General features: G+C 72.1%; 14 protein-coding genes. 12 read left to right on the top strand and 2 right to left on the bottom strand.

Annotation, left to right across the window (positions count from 1 at the left end; genetic code table 11):
* Positions 1-245: 245 nt before the first annotated feature.
* On the top strand, positions 246-857 hold the full coding sequence (locus S1361_RS20505) for an LmbU family transcriptional regulator (protein ID WP_208033264.1): 612 nt from the start codon (positions 246-248) through the stop codon (positions 855-857).
* Positions 858-875: 18 nt separating this feature from the next.
* Here the strand turns inward: S1361_RS20505 and S1361_RS20510 are convergent, their stop codons facing one another.
* Positions 876-1,829, bottom strand: a complete 954-nt coding sequence (locus S1361_RS20510; protein WP_208033265.1) for a DMT family transporter — start codon at positions 1,827-1,829, stop codon at positions 876-878.
* Positions 1,830-1,904: 75 nt separating this feature from the next.
* Here S1361_RS20510 and S1361_RS20515 point away from each other — a divergent pair, with 75 nt between their 5' ends.
* The 11 genes from S1361_RS20515 to S1361_RS20565 all read left to right on the top strand — a co-directional run bounded on the left by S1361_RS20515 (position 1,905) and on the right by S1361_RS20565 (position 13,616).
* A complete protein-coding gene (locus S1361_RS20515; protein WP_243769240.1) occupies positions 1,905-2,828 on the top strand; it encodes a LysR family transcriptional regulator in 924 nt (307 codons plus the stop codon).
* A 226-nt stretch (positions 2,829-3,054) separates the two neighbouring features.
* The gene (locus S1361_RS20520) at positions 3,055-3,744 is read left to right on the top strand and encodes a 2OG-Fe dioxygenase family protein (RefSeq protein ID WP_208033267.1); all 690 of its coding nucleotides are present in this window, start codon (positions 3,055-3,057) and stop codon (positions 3,742-3,744) included.
* Between the two features lie 6 nt (positions 3,745-3,750).
* Positions 3,751-4,587 carry a class I SAM-dependent methyltransferase gene (locus S1361_RS20525; protein WP_208033268.1) on the top strand — a complete coding sequence of 279 codons (837 nt, stop codon included), beginning with the start codon at positions 3,751-3,753 and terminating at the stop codon, positions 4,585-4,587.
* A complete protein-coding gene (locus S1361_RS20530) occupies positions 4,584-5,957 on the top strand; it encodes a diaminopimelate decarboxylase family protein (protein WP_208033269.1) in 1,374 nt (457 codons plus the stop codon). The genes S1361_RS20525 and S1361_RS20530 overlap by 4 nt, the downstream gene beginning before the upstream one ends.
* Positions 5,954-7,246: an MFS transporter gene (locus S1361_RS20535; protein WP_208033270.1), complete on the top strand. Its 1,293-nt coding sequence runs from the start codon at positions 5,954-5,956 to the stop codon at positions 7,244-7,246. The genes S1361_RS20530 and S1361_RS20535 overlap by 4 nt, the downstream gene beginning before the upstream one ends.
* The gene (locus S1361_RS20540; RefSeq protein ID WP_208033271.1) at positions 7,243-8,520 is read left to right on the top strand and encodes an ATP-grasp domain-containing protein; all 1,278 of its coding nucleotides are present in this window, start codon (positions 7,243-7,245) and stop codon (positions 8,518-8,520) included. Before S1361_RS20535 ends, S1361_RS20540 begins: the two co-directional genes overlap by 4 nt.
* Complete coding sequence (locus S1361_RS20545) at positions 8,517-9,701, top strand: GNAT family N-acetyltransferase (protein ID WP_208033272.1); 1,185 nt, start codon at positions 8,517-8,519, stop codon at positions 9,699-9,701. Before S1361_RS20540 ends, S1361_RS20545 begins: the two co-directional genes overlap by 4 nt.
* Positions 9,688-10,704 carry an alpha-hydroxy-acid oxidizing protein gene (locus S1361_RS20550; protein WP_243769241.1) on the top strand — a complete coding sequence of 339 codons (1,017 nt, stop codon included), beginning with the start codon at positions 9,688-9,690 and terminating at the stop codon, positions 10,702-10,704. Before S1361_RS20545 ends, S1361_RS20550 begins: the two co-directional genes overlap by 14 nt.
* A 202-nt stretch (positions 10,705-10,906) precedes the next feature.
* The gene (locus S1361_RS20555) at positions 10,907-12,337 is read left to right on the top strand and encodes a DUF2252 domain-containing protein (RefSeq protein WP_208033273.1); all 1,431 of its coding nucleotides are present in this window, start codon (positions 10,907-10,909) and stop codon (positions 12,335-12,337) included.
* Between the two features lie 87 nt (positions 12,338-12,424).
* Positions 12,425-13,237, top strand: coding sequence for a hypothetical protein (locus S1361_RS20560; protein WP_208033274.1), 813 nt, complete (start codon positions 12,425-12,427; stop codon positions 13,235-13,237).
* 49 nt (positions 13,238-13,286) lie between these two features.
* A complete protein-coding gene (locus tag S1361_RS20565) occupies positions 13,287-13,616 on the top strand; it encodes a rhodanese-like domain-containing protein (RefSeq protein WP_208036693.1) in 330 nt (109 codons plus the stop codon).
* A 73-nt stretch (positions 13,617-13,689) separates the two neighbouring features.
* On the opposite strand, the gene S1361_RS20570 is transcribed toward S1361_RS20565, so the two are convergent.
* Positions 13,690-14,832 carry an acyl-CoA dehydrogenase family protein gene (locus S1361_RS20570; RefSeq protein WP_208033275.1) on the bottom strand — a complete coding sequence of 381 codons (1,143 nt, stop codon included), beginning with the start codon at positions 14,830-14,832 and terminating at the stop codon, positions 13,690-13,692.
* Positions 14,833-14,845 lie beyond the last annotated feature (13 nt).

Genomic DNA, 14,845 nt, shown 5'->3' on the forward strand with positions numbered 1-14,845 from the left:
CCGTCCAATGCCACACTGACGTGCGCTCAGATCGATGACACATTGGCGACATCACACCCTGCACCCTTGACACCTCGACCGAAATGACATGCGGAGAGGTCCGGTTTGGCGAACATCGTCCTTTGCCACCGCATCGGCCGGAAGGTCGGGTTCCGCAGGGGTGACAGCCCTGGCCCCAGGGCTTCGCATCCAGGCAACACCTCGCATCGGACCATGAGTCAGCCCTTACCAAGGAAGTGATCTGCATGGGGAAATCAGCCACCCTGACCGATGTCCGCAAGGTGCCCCCACTGCCGCTCAACAATCAGGCGCTCACGCGCCGCACCGGCCTCTCCCTGCCACCGGACTTCTCGCTGACCGAATGGAAACGGTTCGGCAAGCACCTCTTCTTGATATCGGACTCGTCCTGCTGGTGGCTCGGAGACTGGCTGGTTTACGGACAGGAGAAGTATCCCGACCGGTACCGCCAGGCAATGGACGAAACGGGCCTCGACTACAAGACTCTGCGTAATTACGCCTGGATAGCAAGGCGTTTCGCATTGTCCGAACGGCACCCGAAGGTCAGTTTCCAGCACCACGCGGAGGTCGCCTCGCTGGATCCTGCGGCACGCGCAATGTGGCTGGAACGCGCCGCTCGGGAGGGCTGGTCCCGCAACATGCTCCGCCAGCAGGTGCGTCAGGCCCTCACCCGCCCGGCGGAGGAACGCAAGCAGCACGTGCACCTCCAGGTGCGCGTCAGCAGCGAGCAGGAAAACAAGTGGGCGACCGCCGCCGAACGCCAGGGCCGGAATCTGGCCGAGTGGATCATCCTCTGTCTCGACCAGGCAGCGGAACTGGAGGTCGCGCCCGGAGGCTGAGGCGCCGGCCGGCTCTCCTCAGCCACGCGGCGAGCCGGCCGTACCCTGCTTCGGCGCCGTGTTCCCGGCACCCTCGCTCACTGCCCCGGCCGGCCGGTCACTGCTCGGTGCGGGCCCGCCCGGACGCCGGTTGACCAGTGCGACGCCGGCCAGGGTGACCAGGCCGCCGAGGAGCTGGACGGGACCGGGCCTTTCGCCGAGCCACACGTACGCCACCACGAGAGCGGTCACCGGCACCAGGTACAGCGCCGCGGTGGCGGCGGTGACCGTGAGCCGGGCCACGGCGTACCCCCAGATCACGAACCCGGCCGCCGACGGCAGGACGCCGAGGTAGAGGGCGGCCAGGGTGGCGCCGGCCGGGGCGTCCGCCACGGCGTGCGCCGTGGCGGGGCCGAGCGGCAACAGCAGCGCCGTACCTGCCCACATGGCGTGGGTGGCGACCTCCAGGCCGCTGTAGCGACGCAGCAGGGGCTTGATCGCGAAGTGATACACGGCTTGCGCCACCGCGGCCGCGAGGACGGTCCAGGCGGCCACGGTGTAGCGGGTCTCGCCGGCCGTCGTCGCGATGAGGACCGTCCCGGCCAGGGCGACGAGCGAGCCCAGGACCCCGGCCGGGCCGAGCCGCTCGCCGAGAAAGGCCGCGGCCAGCAGGGCACTGACCGCCGGGACGACGGCCACGATCAGGGCGGCCGTGCCGGCGGGCACGTGCAGCTCACCCCAGTTCAGCAGCAGCTGATAGGCACTCATCCCCGTTGCTCCCACGAGGAGAACGAGCGGGAGGTCCCGCGCCGCGGGCGGGCGCACCTTCACCCACGGGAGCACGGCCGCGAGGGCGGCGGAGGCGACCGCCAGACGCAGCAGGGAGAGCTGAGCCGGCGTATAGCCGTCCAGAGCCACACGGATCGCGGGGAAAGCGGTCGCCCACAACCCGACGGTGACAGCCAGCGCGCACAGGGTCCGGTTGAGCTTCACCCCACCGACTCTGCCGCCTAGAATCCATAAGGTCCATTTAGCTTTTCTTCCCCAAAGCGGTAGGTGGCCTTCTTGTTGGACGTACGCCGACTGCGGCTGCTCGTCGAGTTCGCCGTGCAGGGCACGGTCACGGCCACCGCGGACGCGCTGCACCTGACGGGCCCTGCGGTCTCCCAGCAGCTGGCCGCCCTGGAGAAGGAAGCCGGGGTACAGCTTCTGGTCAAGCGCGGCCGCAGACTCGAACTCACCGCCGCGGGGCAGCGCCTCATCGACCATGCCCATGTCGTCCTGGGCAACCTCGCAGCGGCGGAGTCCGAACTCGCCGCCCTGCGCCGCGGTGAGCGCAGCCGGGTACGCATCGCGGCCTTTCCCACCGCCGCGCGCGCCCTCCTGCCCAGGCTCTGGCCCGGCCCGCACTCGGCGCCGGCTCCCGACGCTCCGCTCATCCACCTCGTCGAGCACGAACCGCATGCCGCCGAGTCCGCCCTGCGCAAGCACCAGGTGGACATCGCGATCACCCACACCTACAGCCTGCTGCCCCGCTCGCTGCCTCCGGGGTGCGAACAGCGCCCCCTGTTCGAGGAGCCCGTCCACCTCGTCCTGCACACGGCCGACGCCGCCCGCCACGGCCTGCGCCCGGGAGCCGCCGTCGACCTGAGGCTCTTCGCCGAGGATCCCTGGCTGCTGCCAGGCCCCGAGACGGCCTGCCACGAAATGACCCAACGTGCCTGCGGAGCTGCCGGGTTCGTCCCCCAGCCGGTCGCCGTCGCGAACGACTTCACCGTGCTGACCGCACTGATCGCGCGCCGCGCGGGAGTCGCGCTCATCCCCCGGCTGGCGCTGCCGTCACCCTCCCCGGAACTCAGCGTCCACATGCTGACCGCGCCGGTCCACCGCCGTGTCCAGGCCGTGTACCACCTGGGAACGGGCAGGCGCCCCGACATCCGCCACGTGCTCGACACCCTGGCCGCCGCCGCGGCGGTCGCGACCGCAAACTGACATTCGATCAAACAACCTGCCGGTATTGCCACTCACTCACCGATTACAGCCAACTCTCCGCATTCGCCCAATAGTTACCGAGCGTTAACCTGACAAAGTGTCGAACTGCCGTCGGCGGAGCACGCCATAAAGATCATTCCCCGGACCGGTCACGTCTGCTTACAGTCACGCCACCGCTTGAGGGAGCCCCAGGGTGCTCCTGGGCTCATACATTGGGGGATTTTCCATGGGCTTGAACCCACAAGGCTTCGCCATCATCGACACTCCGCCGCTGGACGACTTCACCCTGTCGCAGTTCGAGGAACTGCCGCTCGACCCTTACACGGGTTCCACCCAGCGTTACCGCCGCTTCTCCCAGTTCCGCCTCGTCCACGACGGCGAGTGGAAACTGGAACTGCTGCCGCACCGGCACTTCGCCCAGCCCCGCCAGTACAACGACCTGGTGGGCGGGCAGCTGCGGACCCTGGAGCCCCTGAACGTCGACCCCAGCGCGCTCATCGCCGCCGGAGCCGAGGCCCTGGAGCTGGACAAGGACACGGTGTGGCAGCTCAACGTCCACCAGTGCAGGGTGGTCTCCACGCCTGACGTCGAGGGCGTGGCCGCCCCCGAGGGACCCCACCGCGACGGCCATGACTACGGCATGGTCGCCGTCACCCGGCGCCACAACATATCCGGCGGTGAGACCCAGCTCATGCCGCTCGGCGGTGGTGAACCGTTCTTCCGCACCACCCTGCAGGACGGCCAGGCCATCGTCTTCGACGACAAGCGCATGTTCCACCACGTCACCGACATCCAGCACCTCACCGACGAGGGAGGTCACCGGGACGTGTGGCTCGTGGCGATCAACACCTGGGAGCATCGGCGTTACGGCGAGGAGTACGAGGCCGAGGTCCTGGCGAGCAACAACGAGGGCTGAGCGAACATGTCCCACCACAGCCTCGAAACTCCGGCTCTGCCGGATCTCAGCACCGCCGAACACTACAACCACATCGGCGTCGGATACTCCGCCGTACGCCGCCCCGACAAGCGGTGGGCCGACACCATCCGTGCCGCGCTCGGGGACGCCCGGACCGTCGTCAACCTCGGTGCGGGTTCCGGTGCCTACGAGCCCACCGACATGCGGGTCGTTGCGGTGGAACCGTCCCGGGAGATGCGCAGCCAGCGCGGCCCGGACGCCGCTCCGTGCGTCGTCGCCCGGGCGGAGTCGCTGCCCTTCGACGACCAGGCCTTCGACGCGGCCATGGCGGTCCTCACCGTCCACCACTGGTCGGACCTGGAAGCCGGCGTGTCGGAGCTGCTCCGAGTCGCCGAGCGTTTCGCGATCGTCACCTATGACATGGACGTCCAGGCGGACTACTGGTTCACCCGGGACTACGTTCCGGAGATCGCGCAGGCGGAACGTTCCCGGGTTCCCACGCTGGAACGCCTGACCTCGCTGCTCGGGCCCTGCGACATCACCGAACTCCCCGTCTGGCGCGACTTCACCGACGGTTTCATGACGGCGTTCTGGGCCCGGCCGGAGGCGTATCTCGACGCCGAGACGCGCCGCGCCTGCTCCGCCTTCTCGCTCACCGACCCGGAGGCCGTGGAGCGGGGCGTGTCACGCCTGCGCGAGGACCTCGCCTCGGGCGAGTGGCAGCGCCGCTATGCCGACCTGGCCGACCGGCAGGCCATCGACGCGGGCTTCCGGCTGATCACCGGCACGTCCCCGTACGCCCGGGCACGACTCGGCGGAGCCGGACAGGGAGCAGCAGCGTGAACCGGGCACCGTCCGACGTTTCCGCACCGCCCGCCTGGGACTACGACCGGCTGGTCGCCGTGGCCCGCCGCCACGGCACTCCGGTCCATGTCCTGGACGTACGGCGACTCGACCGGGCCGCTGAGCACCTGCTGGACGCGCTGGGCGCACTGGCGAGGCCGGTCCGGGCCTACTACTCGGTGAAGACCAACTACCTGCCGTATCTGTGCCGCCGGCTCGCCGGCCACGGCATGGGCGCCGACGTCGTCTCCGGTTATGAACTGGAGGCCGCCCTCGCCGCCGGCTTCCCGCCGTCGGAGACGGTGTTCAACGGCCCGGTCAAGACCGAGGACGAACTGGCGGCGGCCCTCCGGCACGGTGTGCGCGTCAACATCGATGCCGAGCACGAGATCGACATGCTGGAGCGGCTGGCCGCGCAGGCCGGGCGAACGGTCGAGGTGGGGCTGCGGATCTCCCCCGGCACACCTGTCTCGACGTCGTCCGATCCCTCTTACCGTGCTCAGGCCGAGCGGGCGGCCCGCCGCAACCGGTTCGGCTGGCCGGCCGGATCTCCCCAGCTCGCGCGGCTCGTCGAGCGGATCGCCGAATGTCCGCACCTGTCCCTGACGGCTGTCCACGCCCACCTGAGCAGCCAGATCGTGCACCACGACCTCATGCTCGGGGCACTGGAGCGGGTACTGGACGAAGCCCAGGACCTCCACCGGAGGTTCGGGCTGCGCGAGGTCAACATCGGCGGAGGCTTCGGCGTACCGGGTATCCGCCGCCCCCGCTCCGGGCCGCTGTCCGCCCTGTGGAGCCTGCAGGGCGGCGATCCGGTGCCGGACGAGGAACCGGTGCTGGACCTTGCGTCGCTGCTGTCGGACGTGGACAAGCAGATGCAGGACCGGGGGCTGGACGGGGTGGCGCTCGCCTGCGAGCCGGGCCGCTGGCTGGTCTCGGACGCGATGGCCATGGTGACCCGGGTCATGTCGCGCAAGGAACTGCCGGAGGCGAACTGGCTGATCCTGGACGGCGGCAACAACATGGCCCCCTGGGCAGGCACCGGGGAGGTCCACCGGCTGGTCCCGCTCGGCCGCGCGTTCTCACCGGTCTCCCGCAACTGGTCGGTGGCGGGCCCGCTGTGCTACGAGAACGACATCCACGCCGCCGCGGTGGACCTGCCCGACGACATCGGCGTCGGTGACCTGCTCTGCCTGCACGACACCGGCGCCTACTCGCTGGGCCGCAGCAACAACTTCATCCGGACCAGAGGGCCCGTGGTCGCCGTGGACGGGGACCGGGAGGAGGTCGTCTGGCGGGCCGAGACCACCGCGGATGTGTTCCACCTGGCCGACCCCGGCCGTCAGGTGTCCACGGGAGCTCCCTCTTGATCCGGAGTTACGCGGAGCTGCTCAGGCTTCCGGGTGCGAGCGCGGCAGCACTGCCTGGCGCGCTCGCCCGCCTGGCGGGCACCATGGTGCCGCTCGCCCTGCTGCTGGCCATGGTGCAATCGGGGCATTCCCTGGCCGCAGGCGGCAGCGCCGGAGCGGCCTACGCCCTCGGAAGTGCCGTGGGAAGCCCGGTCAACGGCCGCCTGATGGACCGGCGCGGCCCCGCACCGGTGCTGCGCATCACCGGTCCCGTGACAGGTCTTCTGCTGGCCGGGTTCGCACTCGGCACGGCCTGGGCACCCACCGGTGCCCTGCTGGCCGCGGCGGGTGCGGCCGGGCTCACCACCGCCCCGGTGGGAGCCTCCGCCCGAGCCCTGTGGAACAGTCTCACCGAGGACGCCGACCTGCGAAAGCGGGCCTATGCGTTCGAGGCGACCCTCAGTGAACTGCTCTTCATCCTGGGGCCGTCCGTGGTCAGTGCTCTGGGCTGGCTCACCGATGCCAGGGACGCCCTGCTGGCCACGGCCGTGCTGCTGGGCGCCGGCGCACTCGGATACGGGCAGGCCGAGGCGGTGCGCCGGCAGCGGCCGAAGCCGCCGTCCGCCCAGGGCGCCTCGCCGGCGTCCGCACGGCGCGGCGCGGCAGCGCTGTCCGTGCTCACCGCCATCGGCCTGACGGCCGCCCTGTCCACCGCACTGGCGGTGGCGGTCACCGCGGCGCTGCGCGCCCAGGGTACGGCGACGGAACTGGCCGGAAGCCTCGTGGCGCTCCAGTCCGCCGGAAGCGTGCTCGGCGGACTGCTCTACGGCGCCCGCAGCCGCGCCGGAAGCACCTTCGGCCGCTATGCCCGGCTTCTGGTCGTCCTGACCGCCGCCCTGGCGACGCTGCCGGCCTTCCCCCTCGCCCACCGCGCCGGACTCCCGCCGTCGTGGGCCCTGGTCCTGCTGGGCGCCCTGCTGGTGTGCAGCGGCCTTCCCATGGCGCCGACCGGAGCCGAGGAGTTCCAGCTCATCGGGGAGATGACTCCCCAGCACCGGATGACCGAGGCGTTCGCCGGAGTCGGCAGCTTCATCTCGATCGGCGGGGCAGCGGGTTCCGCGCTGACCGGTGTGATCGCCGAGGGCCTCGGCCCGGCGTGGGCGCTCTCCCTGCCCGCCGCGTTCACGGCGGCCGCGCTCGTCCTGACGCTGGCCGCCCGCGGCCCCATCATCTCTGCCGTCGCCGGCGCGCGTGCGGCGGACCACCCCTCGTCTGTCACCACCCCCAACGCTGGAGAGCCACAGCCATGAGCAGCAGCCCCCGCGGCGTACTCGCCGTCGTCGAAACCCAGTTGTCCAACTTCGGGCTGACCCCGCTCCGCGCCGCCCACGAGCTGGGCTTCCACACCGTACTGCTGAGCAACGAACCGGACCGCTACCGAGTGGTCAGCGTGGCGGAGGAGATCTTCGCCAAGCACGTCGACGACATCATCGAGACGGACACCAACAGTGTCGACGCGGTCGTAGCGGCCCTGGAACCCTTCCACACGGAGGGCCGCCTGAGCGGTGTCATGACCGTCACCGACTACAACCTCCCCATCGTCGCCGAGGTGGCCGCTCGCTTCGGCCTGCCGGGGCTGTCCCCGCAGGCCGCCCGGAACTGCCGCGACAAGCTGCTGATGCGCCGCGCCTGCCAGGCGGCCGGAGTCGCCGTTCCCGGATTCCACCAGGCGACGAGCGAGGACGACGCTCTCGCGGCCGCCGACCGGTTTGGCTACCCGTGCGTGGTCAAGCCGATGACCGAGTCGGCCAGCATCGGCGTCACCCTGTGCCGTACCCCCGCCGACGTACTCGCCGCCTACCGGGACATCAGCTCCCGTCCCACCGACTTCCGGGGCCAGCCCCGCCGGCCGGGTGCGCTCGTCGAGGAGTACCTCGTCGGCTACGAGGTCAGCGTGGAGTCGGTCCTGGCCGACGGTGAACGGCGGGTGCTGGGCGTCACCGACAAGGCGCTCGGCTCCCACCCCTCCTTCGTGGAGATGGGCGACACCTTCCCCTCGATGCTGTCGGCCGCGGTCCGCGAGCAGTGCACCGAACTGGCCGTCCGGGCCCTGGAAGCCGTCGGCCACGACTTCGGTGCCGCGCATGTCGAGGTCAAGGTGACCGCGGACGGGCCCCGGATCGTCGAGGTGAACGGACGTATGCCCGGCGCGGAGATCACCCAGCTCATCCGGGAGGCGACCGGGGTCTACCTCCAGCGCGAGTGCGTCAGGCTCCACGCGGGACAGACCGCCGATCTCACCTTCACGCACAGCCGGGCCGCGGCCTCCCGTTACCTGGCGGCCCACCGGGCCGGCACCCTGGACCGCATCGACGGCGTGGACCTCGCGCGCCGGATCCCGGGCGTGATCGAGGTGGACCTGGAAGTCCACCCGGGTGACCAGGTCCGCCCGGCCGAGAGCAACCTCGACCTGCTCGGATACGTCGTCGCGGTCGGAGACACCACGGGCGACGCGGTACGCCGCGCCGAGTCCGCGCTGGGCCAGCTCACTCCCCTGTTCGACGCCGGGGGAGAGTCTCGATGACTGAGCAGGAGGCGTCCCACGCGGCCCTGGACGTGGCTCTCTGCCGGGATCTGGAGCAGGTGGACACGGCACGCTGGGACGCCCTGCTCGGACCGCGCGGCTTCTACTCGGCGAGCCCGTGGTTGCGGCACGCACAGGCCACCGCTGCGGCAGCCCCGTACTACTTCACGGCTGCCCAGGGGCCGGAGCTGATCGCCGCCCTGCCGGCGTACCCCCTGGAGGCCGGCACACCGTACGTCTTCTGCAGTCCGGGCCGGGTCGTCGGCACGATCCATCAGCGGGTGACGGGGGAACCCGCCACCTGGCCCGGCGCGCTGATGCCCGCCCTCGCCTGCGGCGGCCGCAACCCCTCCCACACCAGGGCCGCAGTGAACGGCGAGGTCCCGGCCGAACTGCAGCGCCACGCCCTGCGGGCACTGGTCGGCGCCGCCGAGCGGGAAGCGTGGACGGCGGGCCTGGAAGCGGTGTCCTTCCTCTACGTCGACGAGGACGACACGGTGCTGCGCGGCGTCCTGGAGGCAGAGCGGTACGTGTCGCTGCCCGGCCAGACGGCCTACTCCCTGGAGGTCCCCCAGGACGGCACCTTCTCCGGCTACTTGGCGAGGTTCCCGTCACGGCACCGCGTGAAGATCAGGAAGGAGCTGCGGGTACTGGACGCCGCGGGAGTCACCTACCGCACCCAGCGCATCACGGAGCAGCTGATCCAGCAGGTGTCGCCCCTGGAGATGGCGCTCTACGCCAAGCACGGCACCCGGGCCGACCCACAGGCGTTCCTGGCCGTGCTGCGCAGCGTGGCCGCCAACGCCGGCGAAGCGGCGCGCGTGACGACCGCTCACCTGGACGGCAGCGTCATCGGGTTCATCCTCACCTTCACCCACGGCGGACAGATGTATGCCCGCCAAGGCGGTTTCGACTACGAGGCGCAAGGAAAGCTCCCGGTCTACTTCGGCCTCGCCTACTACGAGTTGCTCCGCATCGCGCTGGCCGAGGGCATCTCGCACATCCACTACTCCACCGGTTCGGACACGGTGAAGCTCTCCCGCGGCTGCAAGCCGACGCGGCAGTACGCCTATGTGAAGGCGCGCCGGGCCGAGCAGAGGGAGCTGCTGTCCGAGCTGGCGCTGCGCTGTGCCGGCGATCCGAACGAGGCAGGAGCCGGAAGTGAGCATGCTGTCCGATAACGTCGCCACAGACCTGGAAGAGGCCGGCGTCGTCCATGCCTGCGACCGCTGGCTCGGCCTCGACGACGCGCGGCGAGCGGCCCTTCTCGCCCTGCCCGGTGATGTCCGGGACCTGCTGGACGAAGGCAGCGCCGACGACACGACCGTGACGGCCGTCCGTGCTGCGCTGGACGCCGTTCAGCTGATCCCGCGCGTGCTGTCCGGCCTCTCCCACTGCCGTACGTCCACGCGGCTGCTGGGTGCGGAGGCGGCCCTGCCGGTGGGCGTGGCCCCGATGGACCGCCTGATGCGCTTCCATCCGGAGGGGGAGATCGCCACCGCACGGGCGGCGGCGGCCGCCGGTGTGCCCTGTGCCGTCGGCATGCGCAGCGGCCATCTGCTGGAGGTCGTCACGGCCGAGTGCCCGGACACCTGGTTCCAGCTGCCCGGGCTGCCCGACCGCGTCCTTGCCGCCGCTCTGGTGGACCGTGCGGAGAGCGCGGGCTGCCGGGCGCTCATCGTGTCCGCGCACCCGGGCGACGCCCGCGACACCGCCTTCAGCTGGACGGATCTCGCCTGGCTGCGCGGCCAGACGGAGCTGCCCCTCGTCGTCGAAGGAGTCCTGCATCCGGACGATGCCGCCCACGCCGTACACCTGGGGGCGGACGCGATCGTGGTCTCCCACCACGGCACGCGGCAGCTCGGCACGGTGGCGCCGGGCGTTTCGCTGCTGCCCGCGATCTGCGATGCGGTCGCGGGCCGGGCGGAAGTCCTCCTCGACGGCGGGATCCGCAGCGGGACGGATGTCCTGAAGGCACTGGCGCTGGGTGCGTCCGGCGTCCTCGTGGGCCGTCCGGTGCTCTGGGGGCTCGCTGCCGACGGGCAGCGGGGAGTGGAACGGATCCTGTCCCTGCTGCGTTCGCAGCTGGAGGACGTCATGGTGCTCGCGGGCTGCCGTGACGTGCCACAGGCCCGGCGGCTGGACCACCTCACCCAGGGTGGCGATGCCCGGTTCAGGCGCTGAAGGGGAGGCCGCGGTGGCAGCACTGTGGCTGATCCGGTGCCGGGTTCGTCGGGCGGCCGTGGTCCCGGGGCGGTGCGGCCGCCACGCCGGCGGAGTTTTCCACAGGGTCTGACGCGTTTCGGCCACCGGCTGTACGGTCTCTCCGAGTTGATGTTCGTGCCGGCGTCTGGGCGGTCGGCTGGATTCGGGGGAGGCGGTCGGTGTGACCGGAAGCGGTGTGGGCGCGGCGGACGCGGCGGACGGGAGTGCGCGCAGGCTGCCCCGGGTGCGCGGGTTCGCCCCGTGGCCGCCGCAGGGCTCGCCCAAGGAGGAGGGCAAGGCGCTCCGGACGAGCGTGCCGCGCTCCGCCCACGGCGCGCTCGACCTGGACTCCGCCCGCCCGGACGCGGTGAGCGCGGTGGCCGAGTCCAACGCCGGCCGCATCCCCGAGCTGACCCCGCTGCGCGTCGGCCGGATGGCGGCCACCCCGTTCGCCTTCCTGCGCGGCTCCGCCGGCCTCATGGCGTACGACCTCGCCCGCACCCCCGCGACGAGGATCGGCACCCAGATCTGCGGTGACGCGCACGCCGCCAACTTCGGTCTGTACGGCGACGCCCGCGGCGGCCTCGTCATCGATCTCAACGACTTCGACGAGACCGTGCACGGCCCCTGGGAATGGGACCTCAAGCGGCTCGCCGCCTCGCTGGTGCTCGCCGGCCGGGAGGCGGGCGCCGACGAGGACACCTGCCGCGCCGCGGCCCAGGACGCGGCCGGCGCCTACCGCCGCACCATGCGGCTGCTCGCCAAGCTGCCCGCGCTCGACGCCTGGAACGCCATCGCGGACGAGGAACTCGTCTCCCACACCGACGCGCACGACCTGCTCGGCACGCTCCAGCGGGTTGCGGAGAAGGCCCGGGCCAACACCAGCGGCCGGTTCGCCGCGAAGTCGACCGAGGCGGCACCCGACGGCGGACGCCGGTTCGTGCCCGCCCCGCCGGTGCTGCGCCGCATCCCGGACGCCGAGGCCGCCGCGGTCGCCGCGTCCCTGGAGGCGTACGTCGACACCCTCGGCGAGGACCGCCACCCCCTGCTCGCCCGGCACGCCGTGCACGACGTCGCCTTCCGCGTGGTCGGCACCGGCAGCGTCGGCACCCGGTCCTACGTCGTCCTGCTCCTCGACCACCGCGGCGAGCCCCTGGTCCTCCAGGTGAAGGAGGCTCGCCCCTCCGCGCTGTTCCCGCACCTGGTCACGGCCGGTTTCGAGGCGCCCGGAGTGCCGCACGAGGGCCGCCGGGTGGTCCTCGGGCAGAAGCGGATGCAGGTTGTCAGCGACACCCTGCTGGGCTGGACCACCGTCGAGGGGCGCCCGTACCAGGTGCGCCAGTTCCGCAACCGCAAGGGCAGCGTCGACCCGGCCGCCCTCGCCGCCGACCAGATCGACGACTACGGCCGCATGACCGGCGCCCTGCTGGCCCGCGCCCATTCCCACAGCGCCGACCCGCGGCTGATCGCCGGGTACTGCGGCAAGAACGAGGAGCTGGACGAGGCGATCGCCGCCTTCGCCGTCGCCTACGCCGACCGCACGGAGGCGGACCACGCCGACCTGATCGCGGGCATCCGGGCGGGGCGGATCGAGGCCGAGCCGGGGGTGTGAGGGGTTTACAGGGGTGTTGTGAGGAGTTGCCCGGCAGCGGGGAACCGGACCCCGGACCGAGGGGGAGGCAGCGGCTACGCTGGGCGGGTGACGACCCCGGAAGCCGACCAGTCCCAGGCCCCCCGCCCCGAGGAACGGCTGGAACAGGCCGTGCGGGCCGCCGAGCAGGCGTTGATCGAGTACGAGATCGCCGTGGAGACCTTCCGCGTCGAGGTGGAGAACTTCGCCCGCCTGCACGAACAGCGCCTCGGCCCCCTCTACGCCCGCATCGAGCAGCTGGACGCGGAGATCGCCGAGGCGAAGGCCGCCCGCACCGGTGACCCCGAGGACATCCGCCGTGCGCAGGAGGCGCGCGCCCGGGTGATGCCGATGCCCGGCGTGGAGGACCTGCTGCACGGCTGGATGGACGGCGACGGCCTGTTCCCGGAAGCCGCCGCCATGCTCACCGACCAGGCGGTACGGCCCCCGCAGCGGGTACGGCCCAGCGAGGAGGCCCGCAAGGTATACCGCGAGCTGGCCCGCAAGGCCCACCCCGACCTGGCCCAGGAGGAGGCGGAGCGCAAGCGGCGGGAGGAGTTCCTCAGCCGGGTCAACGCCGCCTACGCCCGCGGTGACGAGACCCTGCTCAGGGAACTGGCCGCGGAGTGGGCCGCCGGGCCGGTACCGCCCGAGCGCCGCCCGAGCCCCGCCGAGGAGCTGTACGCCCGTCTCGAATGGCTCGCCCAGCGCAAGGAGCTGCTCACCCTCGTCGCCCGGGAGCTGGAGGAGGGCGCGATCGCGGGCATGCTCCGGCTCGCCCCCGACGACCCCGACGGGCTGCTCGACGAGATCGCCGGCCGGCTGGCTGCCGACATCGCCCAGCGGGAGGCGGAACTGGCCTCCCTGCTGGGGCAGGACTGACCCGCCCCGCGCTTCGGGTAGCGTCGGAGCCATGAATTTCGGAGCTGGTGTGCCCACGGTCCAGATCACGGACCTCAAGGACGGCGACTTCCTGCTGGACGTCCGCGAGGACGACGAGTGGCAGGCGGGCCACGCCGAGGGAGCCCTGCACATTCCCATCAGCGAGTTCGTGGCCCGCTACGGCGAGCTGACCGAGGCCGCACCGCAGGACGGCCGTGTCCACGTCATCTGCCGCTCGGGCGGCCGCTCCGCCCAGGTCACCATGTACCTGGTCCAGCAGGGCATCGACGCGGTGAACGTCGACGGCGGCATGCAGCACTGGCAGGTCACCGGCCGCCCGGTCGTCACCGACGACGGCAAGCCGGGCTTCGTCCTCTAACCGGCCCCGACGGCCGCGGCAGCCCGGCCCCGCCCGGCCCGGACCCTGCCGGCGGACGGCGCGGGGGCCGGTGTCAGGCGAGGGGATGCGTGGCCAGCAGGTCGCCGAGCCGTTCCTCGTACGCCGCTGCCGGGCCGAGCGCCAGCTCCAGGTGCTTGGCCCAGGCGTGGTAGCGGTGCAGCGGATAGTCGGTGTCCGCACCGAACCCGCCGTGCAGATGCTGTGCCGTCTGGACCACCCGCCGTACCCCCTCGGCCGCCCAGATCTTCGCCACGGCCAGGTCCCCGGCGACGGGCAGCGCCCCCGGCGCCCCCGAGGCGATCCGCCACGCGGCCTGCCACAGGGTGGCCTCCATGGCGCGCAGGTCGATGTATCGGTCCGCGGCCTGCACGGCCACCGCCTGGAACGTCGCGAGCGGATACCCGAACTGCTCCCGCTTGCCGGTGTACTCACCGGTCATCCGCAACACCTGCTCGCCCAGCCCGAGCGCCAGCGCGCACGTGCCCGTCACCAGCAGCGCGTGCAGCCACTCCCAGGCGCCGTCGGCCTCGATCACCTCGCCGGACTCCACCCGGACCGACCGCAGCCGCAGCTCGGCCAGCCGCTCACCGCTGGTGGAGACCTGCTCGGCGAGCACCAGCCCCTCCGCCTCCCGCGGCACCAGCGCCAGCACGGTCCGGTCACCCGCCGCACCCTCGACGTGCGCCGGTACGACGACCAGGTCCGCGTCGTACGCCCACGGCACCGCCGTCTGCACCCCCTCCAGCAGCCAGGCCGGCCCCTCCCGCCGCGCGGTGACGGCCTGCTCGGCCGGGTCGTGGCCGGTACGGCCCTGCGCGGCGACGGTCAGCACCAGCTCGCCCCGGCCGGCCCGGGCCAGCAGCCGGTCCGCCTGCTGAGGGCCGCCGTAGGCCTGCACGGCCGCGGCGGCGGCGCTGTGCTCCAGCAGCGGCACCCGGGCGAGCACCCGGCCGGCCTCGCGCAGCACCAGGCACAGCGCGATCGCGTCCAGGCGCGCCCCGCCGTGCTCCTCGGCCAGCAGCAGGCTCAGCAGGTCGGCGTCGGCGAGCCGGGACCACAGTCCCCGGTCGAAGCCCTCGGCCACGGCGCCGGTGGTGAGCGCCGGACTGGGCACCGCGTCCGGCGCGACCCCGGCGAACACCCCGCGCGCCGCCTCGGCCGCCGCCCGCTGCTCCTCGGTGAAGGTGAAGTCCACGGCCTGTCCTCCT

Source organism: Streptomyces cyanogenus (assembly GCF_017526105.1).
GTDB lineage: Bacteria > Actinomycetota > Actinomycetes > Streptomycetales > Streptomycetaceae > Streptomyces > Streptomyces cyanogenus.

Excerpts from the sequence above, each read along its gene's own strand:
- S1361_RS20505 (WP_208033264.1), top strand. The coding sequence starts at position 246 with ATGGGGAAATCAGCCACCCTGACCGATGTCCGCAAGGTGCCCCCACTG.
- S1361_RS20520 (WP_208033267.1), top strand. The coding sequence starts at position 3,055 with ATGGGCTTGAACCCACAAGGCTTCGCCATCATCGACACTCCGCCGCTG.
- S1361_RS20525 (WP_208033268.1), top strand. The coding sequence starts at position 3,751 with ATGTCCCACCACAGCCTCGAAACTCCGGCTCTGCCGGATCTCAGCACC.
- S1361_RS20540 (WP_208033271.1), top strand. The coding sequence starts at position 7,243 with ATGAGCAGCAGCCCCCGCGGCGTACTCGCCGTCGTCGAAACCCAGTTG.
- S1361_RS20545 (WP_208033272.1), top strand. The coding sequence starts at position 8,517 with ATGACTGAGCAGGAGGCGTCCCACGCGGCCCTGGACGTGGCTCTCTGC.
- S1361_RS20550 (WP_243769241.1), top strand. The coding sequence starts at position 9,688 with ATGCTGTCCGATAACGTCGCCACAGACCTGGAAGAGGCCGGCGTCGTC.